The 17,169-nt window shown below is 53.2% G+C and carries 17 protein-coding genes; 13 read left to right on the forward strand and 4 right to left on the reverse strand.

Going from position 1 to position 17,169, the window contains the following annotated elements; genetic code table 11:
* Positions 1-18: 18 nt before the first annotated feature.
* The 3 genes from hslR to igaA form a co-directional block, all read right to left on the reverse strand.
* Positions 19-420, reverse strand: coding sequence for a ribosome-associated heat shock protein Hsp15 (gene hslR / locus HV243_RS01555; protein ID WP_019078146.1), 402 nt, complete (start codon positions 418-420; stop codon positions 19-21).
* A 10-nt stretch (positions 421-430) separates the two neighbouring features.
* Entirely contained in the window at positions 431-1,099 is a 669-nt protein-coding gene (gene yrfG / locus HV243_RS01560) for a GMP/IMP nucleotidase (RefSeq protein WP_019078147.1), read from the reverse strand.
* A 62-nt stretch (positions 1,100-1,161) separates the two neighbouring features.
* Positions 1,162-3,297 carry an intracellular growth attenuator protein IgaA gene (gene igaA, locus HV243_RS01565; RefSeq protein ID WP_049040650.1) on the reverse strand — a complete coding sequence of 712 codons (2,136 nt, stop codon included), beginning with the start codon at positions 3,295-3,297 and terminating at the stop codon, positions 1,162-1,164.
* Between the two features lie 322 nt (positions 3,298-3,619).
* Between igaA and nudE the strand changes: the two genes are divergently transcribed.
* Entirely contained in the window at positions 3,620-4,180 is a 561-nt protein-coding gene (gene nudE / locus HV243_RS01570; RefSeq protein WP_016154795.1) for an ADP compounds hydrolase NudE, read from the forward strand.
* Positions 4,181-4,238: 58 nt separating this feature from the next.
* On the opposite strand, the gene mrcA is transcribed toward nudE, so the two are convergent.
* Positions 4,239-6,791, reverse strand: a complete 2,553-nt coding sequence (gene mrcA, locus HV243_RS01575; RefSeq protein ID WP_016157635.1) for a peptidoglycan glycosyltransferase/peptidoglycan DD-transpeptidase MrcA — start codon at positions 6,789-6,791, stop codon at positions 4,239-4,241.
* A 120-nt stretch (positions 6,792-6,911) separates the two neighbouring features.
* Here mrcA and HV243_RS01580 point away from each other — a divergent pair, with 120 nt between their 5' ends.
* The 12 genes from HV243_RS01580 to trpS all read left to right on the forward strand — a co-directional run bounded on the left by HV243_RS01580 (position 6,912) and on the right by trpS (position 17,074).
* Complete coding sequence (locus HV243_RS01580) at positions 6,912-7,691, forward strand: hypothetical protein (RefSeq protein ID WP_016157634.1); 780 nt, start codon at positions 6,912-6,914, stop codon at positions 7,689-7,691.
* Entirely contained in the window at positions 7,691-8,230 is a 540-nt protein-coding gene (locus HV243_RS01585; RefSeq protein WP_049040657.1) for a PilN domain-containing protein, read from the forward strand. Before HV243_RS01580 ends, HV243_RS01585 begins: the two co-directional genes overlap by 1 nt.
* A complete protein-coding gene (locus tag HV243_RS01590; RefSeq protein ID WP_019078151.1) occupies positions 8,214-8,669 on the forward strand; it encodes a hypothetical protein in 456 nt (151 codons plus the stop codon). Before HV243_RS01585 ends, HV243_RS01590 begins: the two co-directional genes overlap by 17 nt.
* On the forward strand, positions 8,659-9,072 hold the full coding sequence (locus HV243_RS01595; protein ID WP_019078152.1) for a HofP DNA utilization family protein: 414 nt from the start codon (positions 8,659-8,661) through the stop codon (positions 9,070-9,072). The genes HV243_RS01590 and HV243_RS01595 overlap by 11 nt, the downstream gene beginning before the upstream one ends.
* Positions 8,975-10,222 (forward strand): DNA uptake porin HofQ, encoded by a 1,248-nt coding sequence (gene hofQ, locus HV243_RS01600; protein ID WP_016157631.1) that lies wholly within the window; start codon positions 8,975-8,977, stop codon positions 10,220-10,222. Before HV243_RS01595 ends, hofQ begins: the two co-directional genes overlap by 98 nt.
* A 404-nt stretch (positions 10,223-10,626) precedes the next feature.
* Positions 10,627-11,148, forward strand: coding sequence for a shikimate kinase AroK (aroK, locus tag HV243_RS01605; protein ID WP_003023552.1), 522 nt, complete (start codon positions 10,627-10,629; stop codon positions 11,146-11,148).
* 57 nt (positions 11,149-11,205) lie between these two features.
* Positions 11,206-12,294 (forward strand): 3-dehydroquinate synthase, encoded by a 1,089-nt coding sequence (gene aroB / locus HV243_RS01610; RefSeq protein ID WP_016154788.1) that lies wholly within the window; start codon positions 11,206-11,208, stop codon positions 12,292-12,294.
* Between the two features lie 96 nt (positions 12,295-12,390).
* Positions 12,391-13,677, forward strand: a complete 1,287-nt coding sequence (gene damX / locus HV243_RS01615; protein ID WP_046274532.1) for a cell division protein DamX — start codon at positions 12,391-12,393, stop codon at positions 13,675-13,677.
* A gap of 117 nt (positions 13,678-13,794) precedes the next feature.
* Positions 13,795-14,631, forward strand: a complete 837-nt coding sequence (gene dam, locus HV243_RS01620; RefSeq protein WP_016154786.1) for an adenine-specific DNA-methyltransferase — start codon at positions 13,795-13,797, stop codon at positions 14,629-14,631.
* Between the two features lie 17 nt (positions 14,632-14,648).
* Complete coding sequence (rpe, locus tag HV243_RS01625; protein WP_181603925.1) at positions 14,649-15,326, forward strand: ribulose-phosphate 3-epimerase; 678 nt, start codon at positions 14,649-14,651, stop codon at positions 15,324-15,326.
* Entirely contained in the window at positions 15,319-16,077 is a 759-nt protein-coding gene (gene gph, locus HV243_RS01630; protein WP_016154785.1) for a phosphoglycolate phosphatase, read from the forward strand. The genes rpe and gph overlap by 8 nt, the downstream gene beginning before the upstream one ends.
* Complete coding sequence (gene trpS, locus HV243_RS01635; protein WP_016154784.1) at positions 16,070-17,074, forward strand: tryptophan--tRNA ligase; 1,005 nt, start codon at positions 16,070-16,072, stop codon at positions 17,072-17,074. The genes gph and trpS overlap by 8 nt, the downstream gene beginning before the upstream one ends.
* The last annotated feature ends 95 nt before the right edge of the window (positions 17,075-17,169 follow it).

Below are 17,169 nucleotides of genomic sequence, written 5' to 3' on the forward strand. Positions count from 1 at the left end.
CTCTCTTGCAGGTGACAGTCACTCGCTGTCGCCATGTTTAAATCGTAACAGGTCGCGGCGCTCTTTCTTGTCCGGTCGCCTGTCCGGGTGCGGCATGGTTAACGCGTTAAGTTTACGCGCCAGAGCCACTTTTTCGCGTTTTTCTACGCTTTCCGCAGTTTCTTCATACAGCGTAACGGCTTCCGTGGCCGGGCGACGCTGCTCGGTAATAGCCTTGATAATGACCGTTCGCTCGTCATTTCCCTGGCGCAGGGTGAGGGTGGCGTTCAGCTCGACAATCTTGCTCGGTTTGCTGCGCTGGCCGTTGTAATGCACCTTACCGCCTTCAACCATTTCGCGGGCTAGCGCACGCGTTTTGTAAAAGCGTGCAGCCCACAGCCATTTATCCAGCCTGACTTCAGTAGAGGGCTTTTCTTTCATGGCGTCTCCTTCACATCAGTGAGGGGATCAGTCGGCGGTAGTCATTCAGTGACGGATGGCGTGCGTACTGTTTTTCCGCGATGCCTGAGTCGGGATTGGTCACGCCGAGGCAGTAACGAATACCGTACAGAGCAGCGGCGTCGAGAATGGGTTCGCTGTCGTCAATAAACAGCGTCTTCTCTGCACTCATTCCCGTTTCTTCAGCCACAGCGTGCCATAACCGCTGATCCTCTTTGGGATAACCAAATGTGTGGGTGGAAAGTAATAAATCAAGGTGTGAGGCCAGACCGGTATGCTCCAGCTTCACCGCCAGGTTATGGGGATGCGCGTTGGTGAGCAAAATACGGCGCTTGCCGCTGGCTTTTAAGGCATCAAGAAACGGTACAGTATCTTCACGCAAAACGGCGCGCGGTCCCTGTTCCGTTGTCATGGCGCAAATATCAAGATCCAGGCATTCGCTCCAGTAATCCAGGCAGTACCAGTTTAGCGTATGCTGCACGGCATGATACTGCTGACGAATATAGTCCTGGGCTTCCTGGGGAGAGATACCCTGTTTCGCGCCATAGGTTTCCGGCACCAGTTTTTGCCAGAAATAGTTATCGAATGCCAGGTCGAGCAGCGTGCCGTCCATATCTAACAACACGGTATCGACATCGTGCCAGGCAATATTGATCTGCATGGAAACTCCCCAGAAGAAAACATGATGCGCGACAGGGTAGCATATCCTGTCGCGCGAGCGTGTTATCGAATCAGGCTTTCCGGGTTGTCAATCAGCGTTGGATTCAGGCAACTTTCGTAGTAGCTCTGAATTTCCGTGATGCGGGAGCGGTGACGCTGGTAGCGTCTGAAAGCCTGTATACTGTTGTAGACAGCGCATCCGAGCATGGAGAACATCAGCAGCGTCGTGCCAAGGTAGCGCCATAATCCTGAACGATCCGGGATACGGTGCAGGCCAATGTGCTGGGTGCCATTGGCGTCGGTCGAAATATTGGTGACGATCCCCTCCGCGCGAAACGGCGTCTGCATCAGCATCTGCGCCAGACGCTGGAAGGCGTTCCACTGTTCCTGTGGGGGATAGTCATATAGCGAGGTTGTCGGCCACGGCTGATCGACCAGATCGCTGCCTTCGTCGCTGATAATCAGGAAACCGCCAGGGGCTGGGCTATTCAGCGTCTGGGCCGCTCGCGCAGTCTCGCGTGAAATAAACGGCGCCGTAGAGGTATTCACCAGATTATCCAACGACTCCGCGCTTACCGGACGCAGCAGCACGTTCACGCCATCCAGTTTGCCTGCGTTCGCCCGTTTCACCAGCGCCGTCCAGTCTTTACTGTTACCAAGGTTAACCAGTGCATTTTTTAAACGTACACATTCATCTTTGGCCGCGCACAGATCGGCCGTTTTCAGGACGATCTCGCCAAAATCGTCCAGTAACACCATTCCGGACTTTTGAATTGCCGAGCGTAACGATGCGCTGACGCGAGAGTCATCATCCGCTTTGGGGTGCAGTTGGCGGTTTACCGCCTGCGTGAGCGCGGTGGCTTTATTCACCAGATCGGACTCAGGCAGCGGTAATGCGCGCGCGTCATTCCAGATAATTTGCGTGCAATCGAAAGGCATAAACGGCGCGGAAGGCTGCGCATTCCAGCTCCCTTGGGTATGAATGTTACACATACCCGTACCGCTCAGATGCAGCGTGTCACCCACGCGAACGCCCGCGTTTTCAAGCTGTTTAACGCTGGTGGCTTCGATAGTTTGTGCGCCCTTCATCCAGGAAAGCGTAAGCTTTATCGGCATATCCAGCGGGATCCAAAACAGCAGCATCAGCAGCACCAGCAACGAGCCGCCCGCGATGACGGCGTTGCGCAGCCAGTGCTGTAACGGGAAGTTTTTGACTTCGTCATGCAGCGATAAAAAACGTCCCTGGCGAACAACGTGGCGATCGAGATAAATATCAATATCCGTTTGCTGGCCAAGATCTTGTGCGATGTAAGGCTGCCAGTGCGGTGGATAAATCAGATCGATAATACCTAGTGAGATATTATTAATTTGCTCCTGGTCGTTTTCGCCAAACAGCCCCCAGCGACGCGGCGTACCGCGCAGACAATGAATTTCCCGCAGGGCGGTTTTAGACGGTGGGGCGAACAGCCCCCACAGACCCGCCCCCAGTAGCAGCACCGCGCCACCAACTGTCCACGGAACAAACGTATCCGGGATTATCAAACAGAAAAAGAACAGCAGGAACGATGCGGCAATCAGTAACGCCTCGCGCAATCCCGATGGGCGGCTAAGCGCATATTCTTCATGGGTTTCCTGGCGAATATTCAGCAGTTCAATCTGCTCGCTTTCTTCACCGCGAATAGACGCCTGGGTAGAGGCGGTGTGCTGTAACGCATAGCCACGCGCTTCCTGCATATATTCCTGCAGCGTATGGCCGTTCAGGGAGATAACCAGCGGTATCGTATTGGTGTGGATTAGCTCAACGCTGTTTTCGTCATTGATGTATTGTTCCCAGAAAGGGGGAAGATGTACCTCAACGGAATCAAGATAGTAACGCCATTTGTTAGGATCGTCGGTAGTAATGCCGTAACGTGTAATCGCGTGCGTAAGTACGATGACGCTATTACTTTGGGCATTCAGCGTTAATGACACCGGCGCGGAGCTGGCGCCCGTTGGACCAGGTACCTGCTGAATTTGACTAAGGCTTTCGAGATAGTTTTCGACTGCACTGCGCTCTTCAGGCGTGAGTTTACGCTTCGAGGCGTCTGAGAAGACGTTGCTCAAGGGTAAATTTTTCCGTCTGGATTTCGTTCTGAGTAGCCATCCTGCAAGCAATGAGCAGGCCAGCAAAGCAGCTAAAAAAATCAGAATGGTGCTCATGCTTTCCCCATCTTACTTAGTCTGTCAGGCGTGGTCAGTCGCACCCTGTTCAATATTCGTGATTCTGTGGTTGGCTATCGGCAAGTGTGGAGTCGAACTTGAGCATCTTTAAGTACAGCCCAGTAAATGCGAATCATAGCAAAATCACTAAAAATGGAATATCAGCAAATTCCTGGAGTTATTTCAACCTATTGACTTTTAATTTGAAATAGGGATTAACTTTTAGTACGTTACATAAATGTAAATAAACGGCAATTCACATTGCCGAAACCGTGCGGTATATCGCACAATAACCCCAGATTTCACAGCAAAGATCCTCACAATGAGCAAATCATTACAGAAACCCACGATTTTGAAAGTGGAAACCGTCGCCCAATCCCGGCTGTTTAAAGTCGAAAGCGTGGACCTTGAGTTCAGCAATGGCGTACGCCGCGTTTATGAACGTATGCGCCCGTCCACGCGTGAAGCGGTAATGATTGTGCCGATTGTGGACGACCACCTGATCCTCATCCGCGAATACGCGGTCGGGACCGAATCTTACGAACTGGGTTTTTCCAAGGGGTTAATCGATCCTGGCGAAAGCGTGTACGAAGCGGCGAATCGGGAGCTGAAAGAAGAGGTGGGATTTGGCGCAAAAGATCTGACGTTTTTAAAGAAACTCAGCATGGCGCCGTCCTATTTCTCCAGCAAAATGAACATCGTGGTGGCGGAGGACTTATATCCTGAATCGCTGGAAGGTGATGAGCCTGAACCATTACCGCAGGTGCGCTGGCCGCTGGCGCATTTGATGGATCTGCTGGAAGATCCTGATTTTCATGAAGCGCGTAATGTGAGTGCGCTGTTCCTCGTGCGCGAATGGCTGAAAGGACAAGGACGGCTTTAATTTCTCTTCACGAATAATAAAAAAGGCGCCGAAGCGCCTTTTTTTGATCGGTCAGGAATCAGAACAGTTCGTGCGTCTCACCATTATCGATAATGGTCGTCCCCACCTCATGCACCGCCTGTTGCGTCGGCTGAGTGCCTTCAATGAAGTATTCTGCGCGGCTGTTGCCACCGCTTGCCAGTTGACCGGTGCTGCGATCGATATTGACCGTCACGATACCCGGCGGCGGCGTCAGCGGCTGCTCAGGCACGCCTTCCAGCACGGACTTCATATAGGCATCCCAGGCAGGCTGTGCGCTCTTTGCGCCGCCTTCGTAGCCGGAGATCTGGTCTTTGATCGCCCCAGAAGCCGTCGTGTGTCCGAGATTGCGGCGATGGTCATCAAACCCGATCCATACCGACGTCACCACGCCTGGCCCGTAGCCGGAGAACCATGCATCTTTAGAGCTGTTGGTGGTCCCGGTTTTCCCGCCGATATCATGGCGCTGTAAATCGCGACCTGCACGCCAACCGGTTCCCATCCAGCCCGGCTCACCAAAGATATTGGTGTTCAGGGCGCTTTTAATCAGGAAGGCCAGCGGCGTGTTGATCACGTGTGGAGCGTACTCCTGCGTGCCGCTTTGCGCGACCAGCGCCTGGTTTGCCTGCTCAAGCTGAGGCATAGGCACGGCGGCATTCTGCTGTTCCTGCGAGACGGCGACATCTTCGACGTTACTGTTTTCCAGCACGTTAGATTTCTGGGTATCACCATAAATCACCGGAATATCGCATTCCGGACAGGCAATTTTCGGCTTCGCCTCGAAGATAACGCCGCCCATATCGCTTTCGATTTTACTGATGAAATACGGATCGACCAGGAAGCCGCCGTTAGACATCACTGCATAACCGCGCGCCACCTGCAACGGCGTGAATGAGGCAGAACCCAGCGCCAGCGACTCGGTGTGCACAATGTTTTGTGCCGGGAAGCCGAAACGTTGCAGATACTCTGCCGCGTAATCCACGCCCATCGCGCGCATGGCGCGTACCATCACCACGTTTTTCGACTGACCCAGCCCCTGACGTAAGCGGATAGGACCGGCGTATTGCGGCGGTGAGTTCTTCGGCTGCCAGTCGGAACCCGCGCCGGCATCCCAGCGGGAGATCGGCACGTCGTTAAGCATGCTCGCCAGCGTCAGACCTTTATCCATCGCGGCGGTATACAGGAATGGTTTGATGTTGGAACCCACCTGGCGTAACGCCTGGGTTGCACGGTTAAACTTGCTCTGGTTGAAGTCAAAACCACCGACCAGCGCCAGCACCGCGCCGTTTTGCGGATTGATGGAGACCAGTGCGGAGTTGACGTCCGGTACTTGCGCCAGCCACCAGGCATCGCCAACCTGGCGTACCCAGATTTGCTGCCCGGTTTGCACCACATCAGTCACTTTGCGCGGCGTCGGGCCTTGCTGGGTATCCGAGCGGTAAGGACGCGCCCAGCGCATGCCATCCATCCGTAATGACACTGACGTACCATCCGCCAGCGCGGCAATGGCTTCCTGCGGATTGGCGCTGGTAACAACCGCCGGTAGCAGGGGACCATAAGTCGGTAGCGCTTTCAGCGTATCGGTGATTTTCTTGCTGTCCCAACTGCTTTCGCCCACTTTCCACAGCACGTTCGACGGGCCGCGGTAACCATGGCGCATGTCGTAATCCATCACGTTGTTACGTACTGCCTGCTGAGCCGCCTGCTGTACTTTGCGCGTAATGGTGGTGGTGATGCGATACCCGTCCTCATAGGCTTTCTCGCCATAACGGTTATACATCTCCTGGCGCACCATCTCAGAGAGATACGGCGCGGAGAAGGCGATTTCCGGCGCGTGGTAGTTGGCGTCAATGGCTTCTCCGCGCGCCTGATCGTACTGGGCCTGCGTGATGTAGTTTTCGCTCAACATACGCGACAGTACGACGTTACGTCGCGCGGTTGCCCTTTCCATCGAATAGAGGGGGTTGAAGGTTGACGGCGCTTTTGGCAGACCGGCAATCACCGCAATTTCACTTAAGCTGAGCTGATCAACTGTCTTACCGAAATAGACCTGCGCGGCAGCACCTACGCCATAAGCGCGATACCCCAGGTAAATCTTGTTCAGATACAGTTCGAGGATCTCATCTTTACTCAGCAGTTGTTCAATGCGGATCGCCAGGAACACTTCTTTGATCTTACGCATCAGCGTACGTTCCGGGCTCAGGAAGAAGTTTCTCGCCAACTGTTGGGTAATGGTGCTGGCCCCTTGCGATGCATGGCCGGAGAACAGCGCGACGCTGGCAGCACGGAATATCCCCACCGGGTCTACCCCGTGGTGCTCATAAAAACGACTGTCTTCGGTAGCGATAAAGGCTTTAACCATTACCGGCGGCATCTGATCCAGGGTGACCGGGATTCGACGTTTCTCGCCATATTGCGCGATCAGCTCGCCATCAGCGCTGTAAACCTGCATCGGGATCTGTAAACGCACATCTTTGAGCGTCGCGACGTCAGGTAATTGCGGCTCAATATAGCGGTAGAGGCCATAAATCGAGCCTGCTCCCAGCAGGATGCAACATACTGCAAGGATTAATAAATACTTTACGAACTTCACTGGAGATTTCCCATTTAGTGGCATTTGGGCAGTTTATAAACAAACGCGCGGTAGTATAAAGGCAAGCCAGACGCATTGATATACCCGTTAAAGCAACGGGTGATAAGGAGATCATCAGCAATGGCTTTCAATATTTGGAAAATTGGTCTGCATATTCAGCAACATGAAGCGCTGGCTGTCGCCGTAGTTCACGACGCATCCGGTTGGTTTCTCCAGCGCTGGTGGCGTATACCGCTGACGCCTCAGGTTATCGTCGATGGCCACATTCGCGAGCCTGAACAGCTTGTCGCAGCGCTACTGCCGTGGAGCCGGGAACTTCCTCGCCGACACCATATTCATCTCTCTTTTCCTGCCAACAGGACGTTACAAAAAAAGTACCCTCGTCCGGAAATGATGTTGCGCGAGCCGGAGCAAGCAGCATGGTTATCCGGTTCGATGGCGCGTGAACTGGATATGGCGCCGGATGCGCTGCATTTTGATTATAGCGAAGACACGTTAAGCCCGGCGTTTAACGTCACTGCCGCGCAAAGCAAAGAGATTTCAGCGCTTCTGACGCTTATCCAAACGTTGAAGGTGCAGGTTACGGCGATTACGCCGGATGCCAGCGCGTTACAGCGATTTATACCTTACCTGCCAGAACGTCATCAGTGTCTGGTATGGCGTGATGACACCCAGTGGCTATGGGCGACCCGTTCGGCATGGGGGCGTAAATCAACGGGCGATATTGGCTGTATCGACGAGCTTGCCGCGACATTATCGCTTTCCACGACAGCCATTGCGCTATGCGATCCCAGCGGCTTCGATCCTTTAAGCGTGGTGTCTGTACGCCAGCCGCCAATTCCAACGCAAAGCCATCGCTTCACCATTGCACTGGGACTCGCTATGGGAGGCACATGTTGATGATAGCGACCATCAATCTTCTGCCCTGGCGCCAGACGCGACGTCGCGCCTGCCTACGCTTCTGGAGTGTTTTATTTGGCGCTTCGCTACTGCTTAGTAGCGGCGTGTTGTTGCGCTATTACAGCGTTTTGAGCGTAGAAAACCAGGTCGAATTGTTGTTAGCGGATGCCGAAAAGACGCGGGCCGAGGCTTTAATGGCGCTAAAGCCGCGTGTGCAGCTGCGCCAGCAACGATGGCAACAGGTTCAAGCGCGGAACAAACAGCGGGAGCAGACCCGAAGCTGGCAGCGGGTTTTACAAAGGCTGGCGGAATTACTGCCAGAGCAGGCGTGGTTAACAAAAATAACCTGGCAGCAGGAGACACTGGAACTGACGGGAAACACGCTGAGCTTTGCCGCGCTGAAGGCGCTGGAAGCGCAATTACGCCAGCTGCCGCTGTTTAAATTGGGTAGCCCTGGCGAAACGCAGCAGGATGCGCAGGGACGCTGGCAATTCCACTATCGACTGATGCGGAGCGGTGCGCATGAAAACGCTTTGTGATAGCTGGTTAGCGCAGTCGCCGCGCTTTCGGCTCATCTGCGGCTGTGGCTGGATGCTGGGACTGCTCATCGTCGTCATGTTATGCCTCAGCTCCACCGCGCAGAAACGGGTTATGCAACAAGAGGCGCTAAATCAGCAACGAGCGGCCATTCAGGCACAATGGCGAAATTTATATCTGCTGGCGGCATCGCCAGAAGAGCCTGAAGAGACGCTGATTCCGTTCTCCCCACTGCTGTTTCAGACTCCTCTTGCACATCTTATCCACTGGCAACCCTCCGCACAGGGCGGAGAAATGACGCTGAAGCCAGGCTGGGATGCCATCCCGCCGATGTTTGTCCAATTAGCGGAGCAAGGGATGAACGTCAGCCGGTTTTCTCTTTACGCAGAAGGTGCGGAGCTGCTGTTAACACTACAACTGGAGCGCCTGAATGATGGTTGAACGCTGGCTGTTGGCGTGCGTAAGCGTACTGATACTCACCGGTATGCGTAATCCCTTCCTGCCGCCGGAGGACCGTTGCCAAATTGCTGAGCTGTCAGCATGGCGCTATCAGGGAATATTGAGCCAGCGCGCGCGACCCATTGGCATTGTTCAGGATAGCCAGAAAAAATGGCAGCGGGTTGAGCGAAATGATGTCCTGAAAAACGGTTGGACGGTTACGCAGATAACGGCCCAGAGCGTAACCCTCGACACAGGGAAAAACTGCGAGCCGTCGCAGTGGCAGTGGCAACGACAAGGAGCGATAAATGAAGCGATGGATGGCATGGATAGTACTCGTACTGGTGGTCGGGATTCAGAGCGTACTGGCGGCGAAATCACAAAACGTGACGCTGGTGGTCGATGATGTGCCGGTTGTGCAGGTATTGCAGGCGCTGGCCGAACAGGAAAAGAAAAACCTGGTAGTTTCACCGGATGTCAGCGGTGTGCTGTCACTGCATTTGACGGATGTGCCCTGGAAGCAGGCATTGCAAACGGTGGTGAAAAGCGCCGGGCTGGTATTACGTCAGGAAGGCAACATTCTGCATGTGCATTCTGTTCAATGGCAGAGTGAAAATGCGGCTCGTCAGGACAATGAGCAGGCACGGCTTCAGGCCAGCCTGCCGTTGGAACATCGCAGTATCATTTTGCAATATGCTGATGCCTCCGAGCTGGCAAAAGCCGGAGAAAAGCTGCTCAGCGCCAAAGGAAGCATGACGGTGGATAAACGCACCAACCGCTTACTGCTGCGTGATAATAGCGTTGCGCTTAACGCACTGGAAACGTGGGTGGCGCAAATGGATCTGCCGGTTGCACAAGTCGAACTGGCGGCGCATATCGTGACGATTAATGAAAAAAGCTTGCGTGAGCTGGGGGTGAAGTGGTCGCTGGCTGACGCACAGCAATCGGGGGCTGTGGGGAACGTCACAACGCTTGCCAGCGATCTTTCTGTATCCACAGCCACATCCCGTGTGGGATTTAACATTGGCCGTATTAACGGTCGTTTACTCGAGCTGGAGCTGTCTGCGCTGGAGCAAAAACAGCAGTTGGACATCATCGCCAGTCCACGCTTACTGGCTTCTCACCTGCAACCTGCCAGTATTAAGCAGGGTAGTGAGATCCCTTATCAGGTCTCCAGCGGTGAAAGCGGCGCGACATCCGTCGAGTTCAAGGAAGCTGTATTAGGGATGGAAGTCACGCCCACCGTATTGCAGAAAGGACGAATCAGACTGAAACTGCATATCAGCCAGAATGTTCCCGGGCAGGTGCTACAGCAGGCGGATGGCGAAGTTCTGGCTATTGATAAGCAGGAGATTGAAACTCAGGTCGAGGTAAAAAGCGGCGAGACGATTGCGCTGGGCGGGATTTTTTCACATAAGAATAAATCCGCAGCCGACAGCGTGCCGCTGTTGGGCGACATCCCCTGGCTTGGCTCTCTCTTTCGTCATGATGGTAAAGAAGACGAACGGCGTGAATTAGTGGTTTTTATTACGCCCAGACTGGTTTCAACGCAATAACTTATGCATGAAAAGCCGTTGTTTTTGCACTGAACACGTTTCAGAGATTTGACGTGCGGGTGTATTTAGCATACAAGGAGTACCGATTTGAGTGTCGGTACTTTTCTTTACTTATGCGGCAGTAAATACGCTTTGCCTTTCTGGTGGTGTGTCATAGGCTTATTTGGTGTCATTTGGCTGTGCGATACGTCGCCAGGTCTGATGTTTGCAGGGTAGCATGCCTGCCACGACCAGAAATGCGTAAGGTTTGGTGATTTATTCAGTTGCCAAACCCGCTTGAGTATTGAGATAATTTTCAGTCTGACTCTCGCAATATCTTATGAGGTTTCAGTTCATGTCCTGCTGCGCTGAGTGTCTGCGAAGCGGGTTTACCATTAACGAATAGTCTTAGTAGTACCGAAAAAATGGCAGAGAAACGCAATATCTTTCTGGTTGGGCCTATGGGTGCCGGAAAAAGCACTATTGGGCGCCAGTTAGCTCAACAACTCAATATGGAATTTTACGATTCTGATCAAGAGATTGAGAAACGAACCGGAGCTGATGTGGGCTGGGTCTTCGATGTAGAAGGTGAAGACGGCTTCCGTGATCGCGAAGAAAAAGTCATCAACGAGTTGACGGAAAAACAGGGTATTGTGCTGGCAACTGGCGGTGGCTCTGTTAAATCACGTGAAACACGTAACCGTCTTTCCGCGCGTGGCGTCGTGGTCTATCTTGAAACGACAATTGAAAAACAACTTGCGCGAACTCAACGTGACAAGAAACGCCCGCTGCTGCAGGTAGAATCGCCGCCTCGTGAAGTTCTGGAAGCGTTGGCTGACGAACGCAATCCTCTGTACGAAGAGATTGCTGACGTGACCATTCGCACCGACGATCAGAGCGCAAAAGTCGTAGCAAACCAGATTATTCATATGTTGGAAAGCAACTAATTCTGGCTGAATACACACTCGTCTGCGGGTACAAGTAACTAAGGTGGATGTCGCGTAATGGAGAGGATCACAGTCACTCTCGGGGAACGTAGTTACCCTATCACCATCGCGGCTGGTTTGTTTAATGAGCCAGCTTCATTCTTACCGCTGAAATCGGGCGATCAGGTTATGTTGGTGACCAACGAAACCCTGGCTCCCCTTTATCTCGATAAGGTTCGCGGCGTACTTGAACAGGCGGGTGTTAACGTTGATAGCGTTATCCTTCCCGATGGCGAGCAGTATAAAAGCCTGACGGTTCTGGATACGGTTTTCACTGCGTTACTGCAAAAACCGCACGGTCGTGATACCACGTTAGTCGCACTTGGCGGCGGCGTGATAGGCGATCTGACCGGTTTTGCGGCAGCCAGCTATCAGCGTGGTGTTCGTTTTATTCAAGTCCCGACAACCCTGTTGTCGCAGGTCGACTCCTCCGTTGGCGGCAAAACCGCCGTAAACCATCCCCTCGGTAAAAACATGATTGGCGCGTTTTACCAACCGGCGTCCGTGGTGGTGGATCTCGATTGTCTGAAAACGCTTCCTGCGCGTGAGCTGGCATCGGGGCTGGCGGAAGTGATCAAATACGGCATCATCCTTGACGGTGAATTTTTCAGTTGGCTGGAAGAAAATCTGGATGCGTTATTGCGTCTGGATGGTCCGGCGATGGCGTACTGTATTCGTCGTTGTTGTGAGCTGAAAGCAGAAGTTGTCGCAGCGGACGAGCGTGAAATGGGCTTACGTGCTTTACTGAATCTGGGACACACGTTTGGCCATGCGATCGAAGCTGAAATGGGTTATGGCAATTGGTTACATGGTGAAGCCGTTGCAGCAGGTATGGTAATGGCTGCTCGTACGTCAGAACGCCTTGGACAGTTTACCTCCGCTGATACGCAGCGCATCATTACGCTGCTGCAGCGAGCGGGCTTGCCGGTCAATGGACCGCGTGAAATGTCCAGCGAGGCTTATCTGCCGCACATGCTGCGAGATAAAAAAGTGTTAGCGGGAGAGATTCGTTTAGTGCTTCCGCTGGCATTAGGGAAGAGTGAAGTGCGCGGCGGAGTGTCGCACGAGGTGGTTCTTAACGCTATTGCTGATTGCCAGCCGGCGTAACAACAAGAAAGGTCTGGCTTGCGTTGCGAAACGTAGGTCTTTTAGCTTCAGGTTATGTGCAAAGTCGTAAGCATTAACCTTTGAGTGGGGTGTTAAATGGATGAATTCAAACCAGAAGACGAGCTGAAACCCGATCCCAGCGATCGTCGTACTGGTCGTTCTCGTCAATCGTCTGAACGCGATAATGAGCCGCAAATCAATTTTGATGATGTTGATCTGGATGCTGACGATCGCCGTCCTGCGCGCGCACGTAAAGAGCGTGAAGAAGAACGGGACATTGAAGAAGAGTATGAATCTGATGACGATGACGTGGATGAAGAGCGTGTAGAACGCCGTCCGCGCAAGCGTAAGAAACCCGCCAGCAAGCCTGCCTCTCGTCAGTATATGATGATGGGTGTCGGTGTCCTGGTGCTGTTGCTGCTGATCATCGGTATCGGTTCTGCGCTGAAAGCCCCCTCATCATCTCCCAGTGAGCAGGCTGGATCTGGCGAGAAGAGCATCGATCTTTCTGGCAACAACGCGACGGATCAGGCGAGCACGACTACGCCTGCAGCAGGCGCTGAGCAGACCGCTGGCAATACCCAGCAGGATGTTTCCCTACCGCCGATTTCCTCTACCCCAACTCAAGGTCAGACACCTGCGGCAACTGAAGGCCAGCAGCGTGTTGAAGTGCAGGGCGATCTGAACAACGCTCTGACGCAACCGCAAGGCCAGGAGCAGGTTAACAATGTAGTGGTTAACTCTACGCTGCCGACCGAACCGGCGACCGTTGCGCCAGTTCGTAATGGTAATGCTGTGCGCCAGACTGCGAAAACGGAAACGACTGAACGCCCTGCTGCGACACACCAGGAACGTAAACAGGCCGTTATTGAGCCGAAGAGCAAACCGCAAACTACGGTGAAAGCGACGCAGACAGAGCCGAAACCTGTTGCTCAGGCAAAACCAACTGCAACTGCGCCGACGACTACAACCAAAGCACCAGTGGTTACCGCTACGCCGAAGGCGACCGTTGAGCCGAAAGCAACCGCGACTACAACGCCTGCGCCAACTGCGACGGCAACAACGTCAACACCTGTTGCTGGTGGAGCGAAAAGTGCAGGAAATGTCGGAGCGTTAAAATCTGCGCCGTCCAGCCATTACACGCTGCAGCTCAGCAGTTCTTCTAACTACGACAACCTTAACGGTTGGGCGAAGAAAGAAAACCTGAAAAACTACGTGGTGTATCAGACGACGCGTAACGGTCAACCGTGGTATGTTCTGGTAACAGGCGTGTATGCGTCTAAAGAAGATGCGAAACGTGCAGTGTCTACGCTACCCGCCGATATTCAGGCGAAAAATCCGTGGGCAAAACCGCTGCACCAGGTTCAGGCCGATTTGAAGTAAGATAGGATATGTTCTGCAATGGTTTGCTGTTTCGCCCAATTGCGGGACAAAGACTAAAGCGCAGGATGCTGTCGGAGCTTTCTCCACAGCCGGAGAAGGTGTAATTAGTTAGTCAGCATGAAAAAAAATCGCGCTTTTTTGAAATGGGCAGGGGGAAAATACCCCCTGCTTGATGATATCAAACGGCATTTACCTCAGGGTGAATGCCTGATTGAACCTTTCGTGGGTGCCGGGTCGGTGTTTCTCAACACCGACTTTTCTCGTTATATTCTTGCCGATATCAACAGCGACCTTATCAGTCTCTATAACATCGTGAAGACACGTACCGATGAGTATGTGCAGGCTTCGCGTGAGCTGTTTATGCCTGAAACTAATCAGGCTGAGGTGTACTATCGGTTCAGAGAAGAATTTAATGCCAGTCAGGATCCGTTCCGCCGTGCAGTGCTGTTCTTGTATCTGAACCGCTTTGGTTACAACGGATTGTGCCGTTATAACCTGCGCGGCGAGTTTAATGTACCGTTTGGTCGTTATAAAAAACCTTACTTCCCGGAAGCCGAGTTGTACCATTTTGCTGAAAAAGCGCAGAATGCGGAGTTCCATTGTCTCTCCTATGAAGAGTGCATGGACCGTGCGGATAGCAACTCTGTGGTCTATTGTGACCCGCCTTATGCACCGCTTTCGGCGACGGCAAATTTCACCGCGTATCATACCAACAGCTTTAGCCCAAAAGAGCAGGCGCATCTGGCCGAGATGGCAGAAAAGCTGGTCAGTAAGCAGATCCCGGTGTTAATTTCGAACCATGACACGCCCGATACCCGCGAATGGTACCGATCGGCGAAACATTTTCAGGTCAAAGTGCGGCGCAGCATTAGCAGCAATGGCGGCACGCGTAAAAAAGTGAACGAACTGCTGGCACTGTATAAACCAGGAGTTGTAACGCCTGCGAAGAAATAATTCTCAAGGAGAAGCGGATGAAACAGTATTTGATCGCCCCCTCAATTCTGTCGGCTGATTTTGCCCGCCTGGGTGAGGACACCGCGAGAGCGCTGACTGCCGGTGCCGATGTCGTACACTTCGATGTCATGGACAATCACTACGTACCGAACCTGACCATCGGCCCGATGGTACTGAAATCGCTGCGTAAATATGGCATTACTGCCCCGATTGACGTTCATCTGATGGTGAAACCGGTCGATCGTATTGTCCCGGACTTCGCCGCCGCCGGCGCGAGCATCATTACCTTTCACCCGGAAGCCTCCGAGCACGTCGATCGCACTTTACAGCTGATCAAAGAGCATGGCTGTAAAGCGGGCCTGGTGTTTAACCCGGCAACACCGCTGAGCTATCTGGACTACGTCATGGATAAGCTCGATGTGATCCTGCTGATGTCCGTTAACCCAGGCTTTGGCGGGCAGTCCTTTATCCCACAAACGCTGGATAAGCTGCGCGAAGTGCGTCGTCGTATTGATGAATCTGGCTACGATATCCGCCTCGAAGTGGACGGCGGCGTCAAGGTGAACAACATTGGTGAAATCGCGGCGGCGGGTGCAGATATGTTTGTCGCAGGGTCTGCTATTTTCGACCAACCAGACTACAAAAAAGTCATTGATAAAATGCGCAATGAACTGGCGAAGGTAAGTCATGGATAAGTTTCAGGATATTCGGGGTGTTGCATTTGACCTCGACGGTACGCTGGTCGACAGCGCGCCGGGATTAACCGCAGCGGTGGATATGGCGCTGTATGCGCTGGAACTGCCGATTGCTGGTGAAGAACGCGTTATCACCTGGATTGGCAACGGTGCAGATGTACTGATGGAGCGCGCGTTGGCGTGGTCGCGTCAGGAGCGCGCCACACTACGTAAGACAATGGGTAAACCGCCCGTTGATGATGATATCCCAGCCGAAGAACAGGTGCGTATTTTGCGTAAGCTGTTCGACAGATACTACGGCGATGTCGCAGAAGAGGGGACATTCCTGTTCCCTGATGTTGCCGACACGCTGGGCGCGATGCATGCGAAAGGATTGCCGCTGGGTCTGGTGACCAACAAACCGACCCCGTTTGTCGCGCCATTGCTTGAGGCGTTAGATATCGCCAAATACTTTAGCGTGGTCATCGGTGGTGACGACGTGCAGAATAAAAAACCGCATCCGGATCCGCTACTGCTGGTAGCAAGCAAGCTTGGTATCAAGCCTGAGCAATTGCTCTTCGTAGGGGATTCACGTAATGATATTCAGGCGGCAAAAGCTGCTGGCTGTCCGTCCGTTGGTCTGACTTATGGCTACAACTACGGCGAGTCGATCGCGCTGAGCCAACCCGACGTTATTTACGACCGTATTAATGAACTACTGCCCGTTCTCGGGCTTCCGCATAGCGAAAATCAGGAATCAAAAAATGACTAAGCCCATCGTTTTTAGTGGCGCACAGCCCTCAGGTGAATTGACCATTGGCAACTATATGGGTGCGCTGCGTCAGTGGGTGAGCATGCAGGATGACTACCATTGCATCTACTGCATCGTTGACCAACATGCCATCACCGTTCGTCAGGATGCTCAGCAGCTGCGTAAAGCAACGCTCGATACGCTGGCGCTGTATCTGGCATGCGGTATCGATCCTGAAAAAAGCACCATTTTCGTCCAGTCTCATGTACCGGAACACGCGCAGTTAGGTTGGGCGCTGAACTGCTACACCTATTTCGGCGAGCTGAGCCGTATGACCCAGTTCAAAGACAAATCCGCACGCTATGCGGAAAACATCAACGCCGGTCTGTTTGATTATCCGGTGCTGATGGCGGCAGACATCCTGCTGTATCAGACCAACCAGGTACCGGTTGGCGAAGATCAGAAACAGCATCTGGAACTAAGCCGCGATATCGCCCAGCGCTTCAACGCCCTGTATGGCGACATCTTCAAAGTGCCTGAGCCGTTCATTCCTAAATCCGGTGCGCGCGTGATGTCGCTACTGGAGCCGACGAAGAAAATGTCCAAGTCGGATGACAACCGCAACAACGTGATCGGCCTGCTGGAAGATCCGAAATCCGTGGTTAAGAAAATCAAACGTGCGATGACCGACTCCGAAGAGCCGCCTGTTGTACGCTACGACGTGCAGAATAAAGCGGGTGTTTCCAACCTGCTGGATATCCTCTCTGCCGTTACCGGCCAGAGCATTCCGGAGCTGGAACAACACTTTGAAGGCAAGATGTATGGTCATCTGAAAGGTGAAGTCGCAGAGGCCGTTTCCGGCATGCTGACCGAGCTTCAGGAGCGTTATCACCGTTTCCGTAACGATGAAGCTTTCCTGCAGCAGGTGATGAAAGATGGCGCTGAAAAAGCCAGCGCACGCGCGTCTGTTACGCTGAAAGCGGTTTACGAAGCGATTGGTTTTGTCGCCAAGCCGTAATGCGCTCTGCGTTGCTGAAGAAACCGGGTTCTACCCGGTTTTTTTTCGCCTGTTCGCTGGTGAATCTCAAAAAATATGAAGCGCCTCGCCGTTTG

Source organism: Citrobacter sp. RHBSTW-00599, assembly GCF_013784065.1.
In the GTDB taxonomy this organism is placed as follows: Bacteria; Pseudomonadota; Gammaproteobacteria; order Enterobacterales; family Enterobacteriaceae; genus Citrobacter; species Citrobacter braakii.